At 58.2% G+C, this 12,722-nt stretch carries 12 protein-coding genes; 4 read left to right on the top strand and 8 right to left on the bottom strand.

Translation table 11 applies throughout. The features are described 5' to 3' along the window. Positions 1 to 75 precede the first annotated feature (75 nt). The 3 genes from IBT47_RS21730 (at position 76) to IBT47_RS21720 (ending at position 1,823) form a co-directional block, all read left to right on the top strand. The gene (locus tag IBT47_RS21730; RefSeq protein WP_200562986.1) at positions 76 to 897 is read left to right on the top strand and encodes an AraC family transcriptional regulator; all 822 of its coding nucleotides are present in this window, start codon (positions 76 to 78) and stop codon (positions 895 to 897) included. Positions 898 to 964: 67 nt separating this feature from the next. After that, positions 965 to 1,510 carry an elongation factor P hydroxylase gene (locus IBT47_RS21725; protein WP_200562984.1) on the top strand — a complete coding sequence of 182 codons (546 nt, stop codon included), beginning with the start codon at positions 965 to 967 and terminating at the stop codon, positions 1,508 to 1,510. 34 nt (positions 1,511 to 1,544) lie between these two features. After that, positions 1,545 to 1,823: a YfcL family protein gene (locus IBT47_RS21720; protein ID WP_105591211.1), complete on the top strand. Its 279-nt coding sequence runs from the start codon at positions 1,545 to 1,547 to the stop codon at positions 1,821 to 1,823. Between the two features lie 61 nt (positions 1,824 to 1,884). Here the strand turns inward: IBT47_RS21720 and IBT47_RS21715 are convergent, their stop codons facing one another. From IBT47_RS21715 to mnmC, 6 genes are all read right to left on the bottom strand, one after another. Then, entirely contained in the window at positions 1,885 to 2,859 is a 975-nt protein-coding gene (locus tag IBT47_RS21715) for an XdhC family protein (protein WP_370569931.1), read from the bottom strand. After that, the gene (locus IBT47_RS21710) at positions 2,856 to 3,440 is read right to left on the bottom strand and encodes a nucleotidyltransferase family protein (RefSeq protein WP_200562982.1); all 585 of its coding nucleotides are present in this window, start codon (positions 3,438 to 3,440) and stop codon (positions 2,856 to 2,858) included. Before IBT47_RS21710 ends, IBT47_RS21715 begins: the two co-directional genes overlap by 4 nt. Next, positions 3,437 to 4,732, bottom strand: coding sequence for a cytochrome c (locus IBT47_RS21705; RefSeq protein ID WP_200562980.1), 1,296 nt, complete (start codon positions 4,730 to 4,732; stop codon positions 3,437 to 3,439). The genes IBT47_RS21710 and IBT47_RS21705 overlap by 4 nt, the downstream gene beginning before the upstream one ends. Continuing rightward, positions 4,729 to 6,981, bottom strand: coding sequence for a molybdopterin cofactor-binding domain-containing protein (locus IBT47_RS21700; RefSeq protein WP_200562978.1), 2,253 nt, complete (start codon positions 6,979 to 6,981; stop codon positions 4,729 to 4,731). The genes IBT47_RS21705 and IBT47_RS21700 overlap by 4 nt, the downstream gene beginning before the upstream one ends. After that, positions 6,978 to 7,451 (bottom strand): (2Fe-2S)-binding protein, encoded by a 474-nt coding sequence (locus IBT47_RS21695; protein WP_200562976.1) that lies wholly within the window; start codon positions 7,449 to 7,451, stop codon positions 6,978 to 6,980. The genes IBT47_RS21700 and IBT47_RS21695 overlap by 4 nt, the downstream gene beginning before the upstream one ends. Before the next feature lie 162 nt (positions 7,452 to 7,613). Then, complete coding sequence (gene mnmC / locus IBT47_RS21690; RefSeq protein ID WP_200562974.1) at positions 7,614 to 9,614, bottom strand: bifunctional tRNA (5-methylaminomethyl-2-thiouridine)(34)-methyltransferase MnmD/FAD-dependent 5-carboxymethylaminomethyl-2-thiouridine(34) oxidoreductase MnmC; 2,001 nt, start codon at positions 9,612 to 9,614, stop codon at positions 7,614 to 7,616. A 159-nt stretch (positions 9,615 to 9,773) separates the two neighbouring features. Between mnmC and fabB the strand changes: the two genes are divergently transcribed. Beyond that, on the top strand, positions 9,774 to 10,997 hold the full coding sequence (gene fabB, locus IBT47_RS21685; RefSeq protein WP_200562972.1) for a beta-ketoacyl-ACP synthase I: 1,224 nt from the start codon (positions 9,774 to 9,776) through the stop codon (positions 10,995 to 10,997). Between the two features lie 34 nt (positions 10,998 to 11,031). On the opposite strand, the gene IBT47_RS21680 is transcribed toward fabB, so the two are convergent. Beyond that, the gene (locus IBT47_RS21680) at positions 11,032 to 11,298 is read right to left on the bottom strand and encodes a YceK/YidQ family lipoprotein (protein ID WP_200562970.1); all 267 of its coding nucleotides are present in this window, start codon (positions 11,296 to 11,298) and stop codon (positions 11,032 to 11,034) included. Positions 11,299 to 11,434: 136 nt separating this feature from the next. Beyond that, positions 11,435 to 12,712 carry a glucuronide uptake porin UidC gene (locus tag IBT47_RS21675; protein WP_200562968.1) on the bottom strand — a complete coding sequence of 426 codons (1,278 nt, stop codon included), beginning with the start codon at positions 12,710 to 12,712 and terminating at the stop codon, positions 11,435 to 11,437. Positions 12,713 to 12,722 lie beyond the last annotated feature (10 nt).

The raw sequence follows: 12,722 nt of genomic DNA, 5'->3' as shown, positions 1-12,722 counted from the left end.
CAGCATCGAGATTGCATTAGCCGTCATACGGCTGAAGATGGGGGAAAAGATAGCCTGACAGGCCCGGGAGGGTACATGACCAGAGTTGTGAGAAAAATATCTGAAATCACACTACCCGTCGCGCCGATAGAAGGATATTTTGGTTTGTCGCGCTACAGTCCGGGGGAAACTCACGGTCCGCGCGTTCAGCGCGGCATCCAGTTTATCGCCATGCTGAGCGGCAGCGTGACCATTGAAATTGACGACCGGCCGCTGCTGTTACAGCCGGGTATGCTGGCGCTGCTGCTGCCAGGACAGCGCGAGTTTTTCCGCTTCGATCCCAGCGAGCCCAGCGAACATATCTGGTGCCAGCTGGATTTCGCCGCGCTGCCGGGGGATTTCAACCGTGATTTGCAGCGCCTGCCGCCGACGATTGCCTTTGATAACCAGGTTGAACAACTGATGGAGCTGGGGATGAGCCTGGCGGCGCAGCCGGCCGGTGCCGCCCGCGCGCTGATTTCGCTGGCGGAAACGCTGCTTTATTATTACGCCTCGCGCGGTGACCATTCTCACGGTGATACGCAGCAAACCATGCCGAAAGGGGTGCGTGAAGCCTGCCGCTATATTGCGATGCGCTATCAACATCCGCTGGCGCTGGAGGATATTGCCGCCCAGGCGCACTGTTCGGTTAATCATCTTATTGCGCTGTTTCGCCGCCATTTACACCAGACTCCCGCACGATACCTGCGCGATGTGCGTCTTCGCCACGCCGGTCGCCAGCTGATCCACAGCGAACTGCCGGTGGCGCTGATTGCCGAACAGTGCGGATTTGTTTCCCCGTTCCATTTTTCCCGCGCCTTTAAAGAGCACTACGGCCTGGCTCCGCTGGCCTTTCGCCGCCAGTCGCAGACGTTGTAATAGTGCTCGTAACCGGGCTGACATAATGCGACAATTGCGCGTTTTTTTACTTTGACGACAAACAGCTATGAGCACGCAACACCACTATCAGCAGCTGATTGAGATCTTCGATCGCTGCTTTGCTGATGATTTTCAAACCCGCCTGATTAAAGGCGACGATGAGCCGATCTATCTTCCGGCAGACGAGACATCCCCGTGGAATCGGGTGGTGTTTGCCCATGGCTACTACGCCAGCGGGCTGCACGAGATTTCGCACTGGTGCATTGCCGGTGCCGAGCGCCGCAAGCTGGTGGATTTCGGCTACTGGTATTGCCCGGACGGGCGTGATGCGAACACCCAGAGTCAGTTTGAAGCGGCGGAGATTAAGCCGCAGGCGCTGGAGTGGCTGTTTTCTGTTGCCGCTGGCTTTCCGTTCAACGTAAGCTGTGACAATCTTGAAGGCGATTGTGAGCCAGATCGCATTGCTTTTCAGCGCAAGGTTCATGCGCAGGTTATGACGTATCTGGAGCAGGGGATACCCGCCCGCCCGGCGCGTCTGATTGCTGAACTTCGCTCGTTTTATACTACTCCACCGCTGACTGCGGAACTGTTTCCCTGGCCGGAAGACTTGTAATGCGCGTGGAACGAATTGCCTACAGAGGAATGATATGATCGATGAATTCGAGGCGCGTATTCTGGGCCTGATTGATGACATGGTAGAACACGCCAGCGACGACGAGCTGTTTGCCAGCGGTTATCTGCGTGGTCATCTGACCGTGGCGGTGGCTGAAATTGAACTCTCCGGCGACCATACGCCTGAAGCGTTACAGGCTCATGTTCAGCGCAGCCTGGAAAGTACCATTCAGTCCGAATTGTCGCCGCGCGATCAGGCGCTGGTGATCGGCATGTGGGAAAATCTGTTCCGTCAGGCACGTCAGCCTTCTTAACGTGCTGTGAAGTAAAACCACTGCGGTGGGTCACATGACTTCCCGCTGTGGTTTTTCTGTATTACGTTCCGCAACTCATTCCCACGCCGTTTTTAACCCGGACAATATCAGCAATAATTGCCAGCGCGATTTCAGCGGGGGTTTTACTGCCGATAGCCAGGCCAACCGGACCGCGAATTCGCGCCATCTGAGCTTCGTCCAGGTCGGCAATTTTCCTCAGCCTTTCCAGACGTTTTTCACTGTTTCGCCGCGAACCCAGCGCCCCGATGTAAAAAGCCGGAGTCCGGCAGGCCTCCATCAGTGTCAGATCGTCAATGCGCGCATCATGGGTCAGGCACAGTACCGCACTGTTCGGGCTGCAACCGTGCCGCTCAAGATAGCGGGCGGGGAAATCCGCCAGGGTTTTTTGCGGGCCGAATGCCGTCCGCAGCGCGTCACGGTGTTCGCAGATCAGCACGGTGAAACCTACCGCGCGGGCAAATTCGATGCAGTACTCCGCCACCGGCGACAGCCCGGCAATAATAATTTGCACCGGCGGAGCCAGCCGCAGGTGAAGTGTCGTGCCCTCAAGGTGGACAACGGGACCTGGGCGCGGGTGTGGGCAGGGTGTTAGAATCGCGGATTCGCCGGGTGCCAGCGTTTTTTCCTGCGGGAACTCACCGCGCAGGGCCAGCAGCATGCGGTGCAGATAATCTAACGTTTCGGCGGTGGCAGGCAGATATTCCACCAGCACCTCCAGGCTACCGCCGCAGGGGAGCGAAATCTCAGGGATATCGCCTCCCGCCCCGTATCGCACGAGCTGGCTGGGTTTGCGATATGCGCCCTGCGCCAGCCGCTGCATAAAATGTTCTTCAATGCAGCCGCCGGAGAGCGATCCGCAAGACGTATTCGTCTGGCTGACCGCCATCAGCGCACCAGGGGAGCGCGGTGACGATCCCCACGTGTTTAGCACGGTACACAGCCAAAGATCCCGGTGCTGTCCGGCCTCGCTCAGCGCAAACTCCAGTACTCTGATATCCGGTGAATACATGCTCATTGTGATGGCTGCCAGTCGGCCGGTACGTCAACGTCCCGGACGCAGCCGGGATCGCAGACGTCAATCAGCAAGGGCGGATGCCGGGCTAAAATGGAGTGAGCGCCTTCCTCGCCCTTCAGCGCCAGCAGAGAGTGGCGCAGCGTTCGATCAAAGCCAACCGGATGCCCCGGCTGGTTTTGCCACATCGGACGCACGGTATCGGCAAACTGAAGCGCCTGAAAGACCCGCATCACCGTATTCTGCTGTAGCCACGGCATATCGGCCAGCATCACCAGCCAGCCGGTCCACCAGGGTCGGTTGGCCACGCCTGCGGCAATCGAACTGCCTAAACCGCGACTGGCCAGCAGCGTGACCGCGCAGTGGTAGCGGCGGGCGAGGGCGATCAATTCGCGGTCTTCCGGCCGCAGAACCACATTGACCTGGCCGCCTGCTACGGTGGTCGCCAGATGCAGATTACGCTCCAGTAAGGAGAGCGGGTTACCGTCGGCGGGGGTGGTCTGAAGTTTGTGCTGACCGCTCAGTTGGCGATAGCGGCTGCTTAAGCCCGCCGCCATCAGCAGTATCCCGGTGCTGGCAATCACGATTTATCCTCCGTTTGCTGGCGAATCTGCTCAATACGCTTCTGCAGGTCCGGCCACGAAGCGCGCTGGGCCAGGTCGGTACGCAGATAATTCAGCAAAACGGCTATCTGCTGATTGTTCAGGTGATAACGAAATCCCGGCATACTGCCCAGCTCTGGGGTCGCCGGATGCTGGATGCCATCCAGCACGATGCGGATCAGATTATCGGGGCTGTCGCTATACAGATTGCTGTTCAGCATCAGCGAAGGGCGCACGCCGTAGAGTTTCGGACCGGTATTCTGCGCGTGGCAGGCCATGCAGGACCCCGCAAACTGGCGGGCTCCCGGTGAGTTTGCCAGCATCATTTGCTGCTCGGCCTGAATGCTGACTTCTTTTCCGTGGTCCGGCCACGGCGGCTGGAAGCTGGCAAGCCAGGTGGCTATCGCCTTCAGATCGTCTTCCGGCAGCTGCGACAGTCCTTCAGCAATCACCGGAGCCATCGGTCCGGCGGCCACCCCGTGAGACGAGGCAAAGCCCGTACGCATAAATTGCATCAGCTGCTGATGGTTCCATGCGATGGGAGCGGGAGAGTGGGAATTCAGGGCCGGGACGCTCCAGCCGTCGACAATGCCGCCGCTGAGATGGTGGCTGCCGTCTTTTTCTGCCCCCGCCAGATTCCGCGGTGAATGGCAGGCACTACAGTGGCCAAGGCTTTCACCCAGATAAGCACCCCGGTTCCACTCCTCACTTTGCTGCGGGTTTACTGGAAACGGTCCGGGGGTAAGAAAAAGCCAGTTCCAGGCGAACATTCCCTGGCGAACATTGAAGGGGAAGTGCAGCTCAGTCTTTGGCGGACGATAACTTACGGCTGGCTGAACCATCAACCAGGCGTAAAGATCCTGCAAATCGTCATCACGGGTGAGGGTAAATGAGGTGTAGGGGAACGCCGGATAGAGGTAATGCCCCTCGCGGTTAATGCCGTAACGCATTGCACGTTTAAACGCGGGGTAGGACCAGCTGCCAATGCCGGTAGCGACATCCGGCGTAATATTACTGCTGTAAATAGTACCGAACTGCGTGTTAAACGCCATTCCTCCTGCATCGACCTGGCCACCCGCACGGGTATGGCAAACCTTACAGTCTCCCAGTGCGGCCAGCGTTTTTCCGCGTGCAATTTGCTCGGCGCTAAACTGGCTGGCCTGCGGTGGCGCAACCGGTGCGATCTCAGGCTGCAGACTAAATACCAGCAGCACCGCACCGGCGGCCAGAACCAGGGCCGACAGCGAAAGTGCTTTTTTTTTCCAGCGGTTCATTTTTTTGCTCCCTGTAAAACCTGTAGTACCCGCTCCGGAGTAAACGGAGGAGCACGGAATCGCCTTCCTGTGGCGTCAAATAGCGCATTGGCAATGGCCGCGGCGCCGGGAACGGAGGCGGATTCTCCTGCTCCCATCGCGGGCTGTTCGGGATAATCCATCAGCTGGATTTCCACCCCCGGAAGTTCATCAAAACGCAGCAGCGGATAGCTTCCCCATTCCACGGAGGTGGTGCCGCGATCGTCAAAGGTGACGGTTTCTTTTAACACCCGACTACAGCACTGGATAATATTGCCGTGCACCTGATGGCGAACACCGGCCGGATTGACCATTTGCCCGCAGTCGTGCGTAACAAACACCTTATCAATTCGCACTTCTCCGGTGCGGCTGTTTATGGTCAGATCGCAGACCCACGCGGCCCAGGCCGCACCGAAGCCGGGAAACTTGCTGTGGAAATAACGCGCCCAGGCGAATCCGCGCCCGTGCAGGAGTTCTCCCTGCTGCTGATGGCGATGAGCCGGTCCTTCCTGCCAGCCTGACAGTTTTTTCACCTCATTAATCAGGGCGATCGCGCGTTCATCCTCTATCAAAGGCAGGCGGAATGCGATGGGGTCCTGTCCGGCGAGGAAAGCCACCTCATCCATCCAGCTCTCGTGAGCAAACACGTTAGGCAGGGCCGACACGCCGCGCATCCATGAGGCACGTACCAGCGGTGCGGCATCTTCACAAACCACCCGCATCTGCGGGAAGCTGTACTGTGGAATAGCGGAGCGGTCGCCCATGGTTTGCACGTCGGGTTTGTTGTCGACCTTGCGTGTGAGCAGCAGCGGCAGGGTTGTGGCGTTATTGGAGGGATAGCAGGTATGCAGCTCGTAGCAGGATACCTTCAGCACCTCGTCCAGCCCGCCGCGCACGCGCATCAGCTGTCCGCTGCCTTTGGGTTCCCAGGCGGCTTCCTGTTCGCGCATCAGCTGTACGCGAACCGGATAGCCGGTCGCCTGCGACAGCAGGGCGGCATCTGCCGAGACATCATCTGCACAGTTGCGGCCATAGCATCCCGAGGCTTCCATCCGTTTTACCTCAATCCAGCGGGTATCCATTTCCAGCAATAGCGACAGATCGCGGCGCAGATCGTGCGGATTCTGCGTGCCGGACCAGATCACCGCCTGGCTGGCAGTGACATTAGCCACCGCGCACGAAGGCCCGATAGATCCATGCATCTGGTATGGCCAGACGTAATCGGCGTCAACGGTGATGTGTCGCTCGTTCAGGGCTTTATCAACACCGATATCCTCACGCAATATACGCGGCGTTTTTTTGCAGTCAGTCAGGGCCATCGCCAGATTTTCAGGATCGAGCGCCGGTACCTTCGCCCAGGGCTGCCACGTGACTTTCAGCGTACGCATGGCGGCGATGGCCTGCTCTTCGCGGCGGGCAACGATACCAACGAAATCATGCTTAACCACGATTTTGACGATGCCCCGCAGATGAGCGATGGAGCTTTCATCCACGGAAATCAGGCTGTGGCCCAGTGGGGCGCTGCTGTCGGTTCCCGGATAAGGGGGACGGATAACGCGGCCATGTAACATGCCGGGCAGGCGTAAATCGTGAACCCAGCTCAGCCCGCCGGTAACTTTGGCCGGAATATCCACGCGGGCGACCGGCTGACCGACATAGCGCGGATTCGCTGTATGTAATGGTGTATTGGGATTGAGAGGCTGATGATCGTCTTTATTAGTAGCAAGTTGAGCGTAGCTCAATCGTCGGGTCGGGTTACGACTATCAATAACCCATCCTGCTTGCGTTTGTAGCTGTGCCGTGGGGGCGTTCATTGCCGTTGCGGCCAGTTGAATCAGCTGAAGACGAAGCTGGCTGGCGGCTTTTCGCAGCGGAATGGCCGTCACCTGGAGCGTGGAACTGGCGATCGTCGGTCCCTGATCGGGGGTAAGCGAAGTATCTCCAAGGATCATCGTCACCGCGCTGAACTCCACGTCCAGCGCATCGGCCACGTACTGGGCCAGTGCAGTGCGCACGCCGGTCCCCAGATCAACATGGCCGTTAAATGCGGTCACGCTGCCGTCGGCAGAAAGCGCAATAAAGCTGTCTAACTGGCCAACAGAACGTTCACTGACAGGAAAAACGGCATCGGTCAGGCCGGATGCCAGCACGGAGTGCGGCAGCATGGCGCTGACGCTGAGAATGCCACCGGCCTGCAGCAGCTGGCGTCGGGTAAGGGCGAACAGGTTCATGGCTGCTGGCCTCCGGCAATAATCTCCCGCGCTTTTTCCGCCGCGCGCAGTATTTCTAAATGGGTACCGCAGCGGCAGAGGTTAAACGCCAGCTCGCTTTTTATCTGCTGTTCAGACGCATCAGGCTGGCGGGTAAACAGCGCGACCAGGGTCATAATCATGCCGTTGGTACAGTAGCCGCATTGTGCGGCCTGTTCATCAATAAATCCCTGCTGGACAGGGTGTAGCTGCGTTCCTTCAGCCAGGCCTTCCAGCGTGACGATTGACTTACCTGCCGCACTGGCGGCGGGAATGCTACAGGAACGCGCGGCAAGCCCGTCGATATGAATAGTACAGGCACCGCATTCACCAATGCCGCAGCCGTACTTTGGGCCATTCAGTTGGAAATCATTTCGCAGAATATAAAGCAGGGGGGTATCAGACAGCGCATCGTCGATCTCGACGTGCCTGCCGTTAAGCGTGAAGTGCATAGCTGAATCGTCCGTTGATGGTCAGGCACGTCCATCATAAAAGCGCCTGCCCTGAAATAATAAAAACCATGAAATAAGCATGGGTTTTAAAATTTTAGGCGATAATTGTGCCTGTTGTTAAGCGTATTTCCCGGCAAGCGCACGATTGCATAAAGCGTAGGGTTATCGCAGCATTTTCCCCTTCAGCAGTTTACGCACCCAGTAGCGATTGGGATTGGTTGCGGCCAGCGTGGCGTGGTCCAGCGGTATCGGCTCGCCGCACATCTGCGCGGCAAGCACCTCTGCCGCCAGCGGGCCGCTGCACAGGCCGCGAGAACCCAGCGCCCCCAGCACAAAGACCCCCTCGTGCACCGGGGACGGTTCGGCCTGCTCCGGATGTTGTGAAAGCTGCGCATACTGAACAACCAGCCGATCGTAGTCTGGCAGCGCACCAATGAGCGGCAGATGATCGCGCGAGGCGCAGCGTACGCCGCAGCGTGCGGACTTCGCGCTGGTATCAATCTCTTTCGCCCACTGCGCCTGCGGCAGGCAGCGCAGCAGGCGTTCACGGTTTTCCCGCTGATCCTCATCGCGATAATCAGTTTTGCTGTCGCCGCGGCGGTAGCTGGCGCCGATGCAGTGCTGCTGGTACTGCGGACTGACCGGAGTCAGGTAACCGTCATAGCACAATACCTGCTTCAGGGCCGCCAGCCCGCTGCCGCCGGTGACGTGGCTGACCTGGCCGCCCACGGCATAAACCGGCAGTTTTTCGCTCTGAGTGAGATCGGCAATACGGTGGCCGTTGCACAGCACGACGTTGCGATGCTGCACGGGTTCCTGCTGGCTGAAGCTTAGCTGCCACCCCTCCTGCTGGCGGATTAACCCGGTCAGTTCGTGCTGCCACTGCACGGTCATTCCCTGTTCGCAGGCCTGACGGATCAGTCCGGCGGTCAGTTCGGCGGGGGAAAGCCAGCCGCCCGCAGGATAGGTAATGCCGCCGCAGTCGGTTGCCACACCGGTAATGCGCTGAACCTCTGCGGCATCCACTGCACTAGCGATATCCGGCGGCAGGTTCATGCCCAGCATATTAGCAATCTTATCCTGGCTTTTTTGATCCCAGCCGAGCTGGGTTACGCCACACCAGTCGTGCTCGAAAGGAACGTCCAGCGCATCGTACATGCGCCGGGCAAAAGTAAAGGCGGCGGGGAAAAACGTCGCCAGCGCCGGGTCGTGATGGGTCAGTAAAGGATAGAGTGCCCCCTGACGATTGCCGGAAGCCCCTTCGGCGGGCGCGGATGCCTCACTGTAGAGCGTGACGCGCTTACCGCGACGCAGCAGCGCAAGGGCCAGCAGCGCGCTGGCAACACCGCCGCCAATCAGGGCGATATCGTCACCGCTGGCCGCAGGGCGGGCATACCACGGCGCCTGCATGGGTGACTCAATGGCAGCAGGCAGATGGCCGACCAGCATCTCACGCTTTTGTCCGTAGCCTTTGCGCTTGCTGACGCTAAACCCTGCTGCCAGCAGCCCACGGCGGACGAATCCGGCGCAGGTAAAGGTGGCCAGCGTTGCGCCCGGGCGGGCCAGCCGCGCCATGCAGGCGAACAGCGCATCGGTCCACATGTCCGGGTTTTTCGACGGCGCGAAGCCGTCCAGGAACCAGGCATCGACCTGCTGGTTCAGCGTGTCATCAAAAGTGTGAATAAGCTGGTTAATATCGCCAAACCACAGGTCCAGGGTAACTCGCCCGCCGTCCAGCAACAGGCGATGGCAGCCCGCCAGCGCGGAAGGCCACTGTTGACGCAGGGCGCGTGCCCAGGGTTCCAGCTCCGGCCAGCTGGCGTGCGCGGCGGCTAAATCGTCAGGATTAAGCGGGAATTTCTCACAGCTGATGAAATGCAGCCGCTGGAGCGGGGCATCGGGCTGCTGTTGACGGAAGCGATCGAACGCCTGCCACAGGGTGAGAAAATTTAAGCCGGTGCCAAACCCGGTTTCGGCGACGATAAACAGATCGCGCGGATGCTGAGCAAAACGATCGGGCAGGCCGTTGCCGTCCAGGAAGACATATTCGGTCTCTTTCAGACCATTCTGGTTGGAGAAATAGACGTCATCAAACGCTCGGGATACAGGTGTACCCTGTTCGTTCCAGCTTAGCGCAGCATACTCAATTGGGGCGGTTTTCACGGCAAAGGCTCATTGCTCAGGCGGTGGCGGGATTCTAACTATGTGAGCCAGGCTACGCAAATTTACACAGGGAAAACGCTGATCGGACTTGTTCGGCGTACATCTGTAAGCTAGAGTGCGTGTCGAATCCTAATAATAGAGAAGTAGAAGAGGTATTGAATGAAACGTGCTGTGATTACTGGCCTTGGAATCGTATCCAGTATCGGTAACAACCAGGAAGAAGTTCTGGCGTCATTACGCGAAGGACGTTCCGGTATTACCTTCTCGCAGGAGCTGAAAGATTCGGGCATGCGTAGTCACGTCTGGGGTAACGTCAAACTGTCTAAGGACGATATCTCCGCGCGTATCGATCGCAAAATGCTGCGCTTTATGAGCGACGCTTCTATCTATGCTTTCCTGGCTATGCAGGATGCCGTAAAGGATTCCGGCCTGACTGTAGAGCAGTATCAGAATAATCCACGCGTGGGTCTGGTTGCCGGTTCCGGCGGCGGTTCCCCGTTCTATCAGGCGGCCAGCGTTGACGGTATGCGCGCGAAAGGCCTGCGCGGTGTCGGTCCTTACATGGTGACCAAAGCCATGGCTTCCGGCGTTTCTGCCTGCCTGGCGACCCCGTTCAAAATTCACGGCGTGAACTACTCGATCAGCTCCGCCTGTGCGACCTCTGCCCACTGCATCGGTAATGCGGTTGAGCAGATCCAGCTGGGCAAGCAGGACATCGTGTTTGCCGGTGGCGGCGAAGAGCTGTGCTGGGAAATGTCCTGTGAGTTTGACGCCATGGGCGCACTCTCTACCAAATACAACGAAACCCCGGAAAAAGCCTCCCGTACCTACGATACCAGCCGTGACGGCTTCGTTATCGCTGGCGGCGGCGGCATGGTCGTGGTTGAAGAGCTGGAGCACGCGCTGGCGCGTGGCGCTCACATCTATGCTGAAATCGTCGGCTACGGTGCGACCTCTGACGGTGCGGACATGGTTGCGCCATCGGGCGAAGGCGCAATGCGCTGCATGCGTATGGCAATGGAAGGCGTGGATACGCCGGTTGATTACCTCAACACTCACGGCACCTCTACTCCGGTAGGCGACGTGAAAGAGCTGGGCGCAATCCGTGCGGTCTTCCCGGACAAAACCCCGGCGATGTCGGCGACCAAAGCGATGACCGGCCACTCTCTGGGTGCCGCAGGCGTGCAGGAAGCTATCTACTCGCTGCTGATGCTGGAACACGGCTTTATCGCGCCAAGTATCAACATCGACGAACTGGACCCGGCGGCTGAAGGCCTGGATATCATCACCAAGCCAACCGAGCGTGAACTGACCACCGTCATGTCCAACAGCTTCGGTTTCGGCGGCACCAACGCCACCCTGGTGATGCGCAAGCTGAAGTAAGTTTTAGCGGGGGTGAGCTCTCACCCCCGTTCACTCAATCCGCGACCTTGCTGTTTCCCTTCCCGCCGTCATCCGGCGTCTGATAGTAGTACCAGCCGTCAAACGGGGTCATAAGCGTGTCACCCACTACCGACAGCGGCAGATCGAGCGCGCACAGCGCCGAATCAAAAAAGCAGTGATAGTCCTGCTGCGTGCCTGAATAGAATGAATTTCTCTGATAGTTTTCCGGGGTTCTGCTGTCCATGGTGGCGCAACCGGCGAGGGCCGTGAGGCAAATCATCAGCGTGAGCATCCGTAACATAGTTGGTTCCCTGTGTGCGATGGGCGTAAACAACTTACGGAGGATCGCAAAAAGGGTTTGGGCGATACGTGCGGATAACGTTTATCTGCGGGGGAGCGTCCGGCGTCAACCACTCACTTCTGACGCCATCGCGGGGTTACTTGAGTATAAAATCGTACTGCAGATTCATCTTGATATCGTAATAGTCCAGCCGATCGCCAAAAGCACTGCCGTTGCGATGTTCCCGGGCTTTGTTCAGCACCAGCAGCGCCTTCGCTCCCTTGAACAGCCCGCCCTGTGGCTGATAGCCAAACAGCAGATTGGTACTCAGCCCGTTAATGGTCACCCGGTGGCGGGTATCCTCATAGCCGTGGGTCAGAATCGGGGCGATGCCGACAAACGTATCACCCGGCAGATTCAGCGTGCCGCCAAGCTGTACCGACCACATATCGCTGTGGTTACGGTCGATGCTTAAATCGAACGGATAGCCCAAATCGGTATCAATACCGCTCAGCCCGTTGGGTTTATTACCGGTTTTACCCACGCCAAACGAGAGCCGACCGCGCGGTACGATATAACTCAGCTGCCCGCTCATCACCCACGCATTATCCGGTCCGTCATAGCCCGCGCTGGTGCCGTTAAGCCGGGCATAAAACGCCATAAATTCGGGCTTGATCGTCGCCTGTCCGTCGCCCGCCAGCGGGATGCACCGCGCGGCTTTGGTCATCACCTGCGCCGCCACGTCCTCCTGCCAGGAAACGGCCAGCCCGGCGTTATCGCACTGGCGCTGCCAGGCCAGCGCGGCGATATACTGTGGCCGGAGCGTGTCGTGACGATAGGTTGCCGGATTAACCGGTCCGGTTTTGTGTACCCCTTCCGCCACGTCGGGATAGGTATAAATCCCGTGGCGATACATGGCATAAATATCCAGCTCATCATCGACCCGATATTGCATTAATACCGCATCGGATAATGTCGGCACCGTTCTCTGCGACGACGAATTAATAATTAACAGATCCTTGCCACCGGTATAGACACTGTCGGTGACCATCCGTCCCGCTTTAATATACAGCTGCTCGGAAACTTTAAATTTTAACGCGGCGGTATAGCGATTAAAACTGTCCGTTCCGTTAAGATACCAGCGTGAACTCCAGTTATTTCGTGCGCCCAGCTTATATACGTAGAAATCGCCGATATCCACGCCCACCCGATCCTGAAAATAACGGCTGTTATATTCCAATGCCGCTCCCTGCACCCAGGCGTAAATATCCCGCCCGCTGCCTGCACTGGGTTTGTCTGCCCGGCGCAGTTCGTTTCTCAAACGTAGTCTTACCTCATCATCATCCTGCTGATTAAATGAGGATGCATACAGCGGCCAGCTGCAGAGCAGCACGCAGCCGCCGATCAGCGTATTTCTCGCTATCAGTGTCATCATTATTCACCCC

The organism is Erwinia sp. S43 (assembly GCF_016624745.1).
Classification (GTDB): Bacteria; Pseudomonadota; Gammaproteobacteria; order Enterobacterales; family Enterobacteriaceae; genus Erwinia; species Erwinia coffeiphila.
This window is presented reverse-complemented; position numbering and strand designations above follow the sequence as displayed.

Bases quoted from the DNA above. Each gene is read 5' to 3' on its own strand.
- IBT47_RS21700 (WP_200562978.1), bottom strand. From the start codon at position 6,981: ATGAACCTGTTCGCCCTTACCCGACGCCAGCTGCTGCAGGCCGGTGGC.
- IBT47_RS21680 (WP_200562970.1), bottom strand. From the start codon at position 11,298: ATGTTACGGATGCTCACGCTGATGATTTGCCTCACGGCCCTCGCCGGT.
- IBT47_RS21715 (WP_370569931.1), bottom strand. From the start codon at position 2,859: ATGAGCATGTATTCACCGGATATCAGAGTACTGGAGTTTGCGCTGAGC.
- IBT47_RS21720 (WP_105591211.1), top strand. From the start codon at position 1,545: ATGATCGATGAATTCGAGGCGCGTATTCTGGGCCTGATTGATGACATG.
- IBT47_RS21675 (WP_200562968.1), bottom strand. From the start codon at position 12,712: ATGATGACACTGATAGCGAGAAATACGCTGATCGGCGGCTGCGTGCTG.
- IBT47_RS21695 (WP_200562976.1), bottom strand. From the start codon at position 7,451: ATGCACTTCACGCTTAACGGCAGGCACGTCGAGATCGACGATGCGCTG.
- IBT47_RS21730 (WP_200562986.1), top strand. From the start codon at position 76: ATGACCAGAGTTGTGAGAAAAATATCTGAAATCACACTACCCGTCGCG.
- IBT47_RS21705 (WP_200562980.1), bottom strand. From the start codon at position 4,732: ATGAACCGCTGGAAAAAAAAAGCACTTTCGCTGTCGGCCCTGGTTCTG.
- fabB (WP_200562972.1), top strand. From the start codon at position 9,774: ATGAAACGTGCTGTGATTACTGGCCTTGGAATCGTATCCAGTATCGGT.
- IBT47_RS21725 (WP_200562984.1), top strand. From the start codon at position 965: ATGAGCACGCAACACCACTATCAGCAGCTGATTGAGATCTTCGATCGC.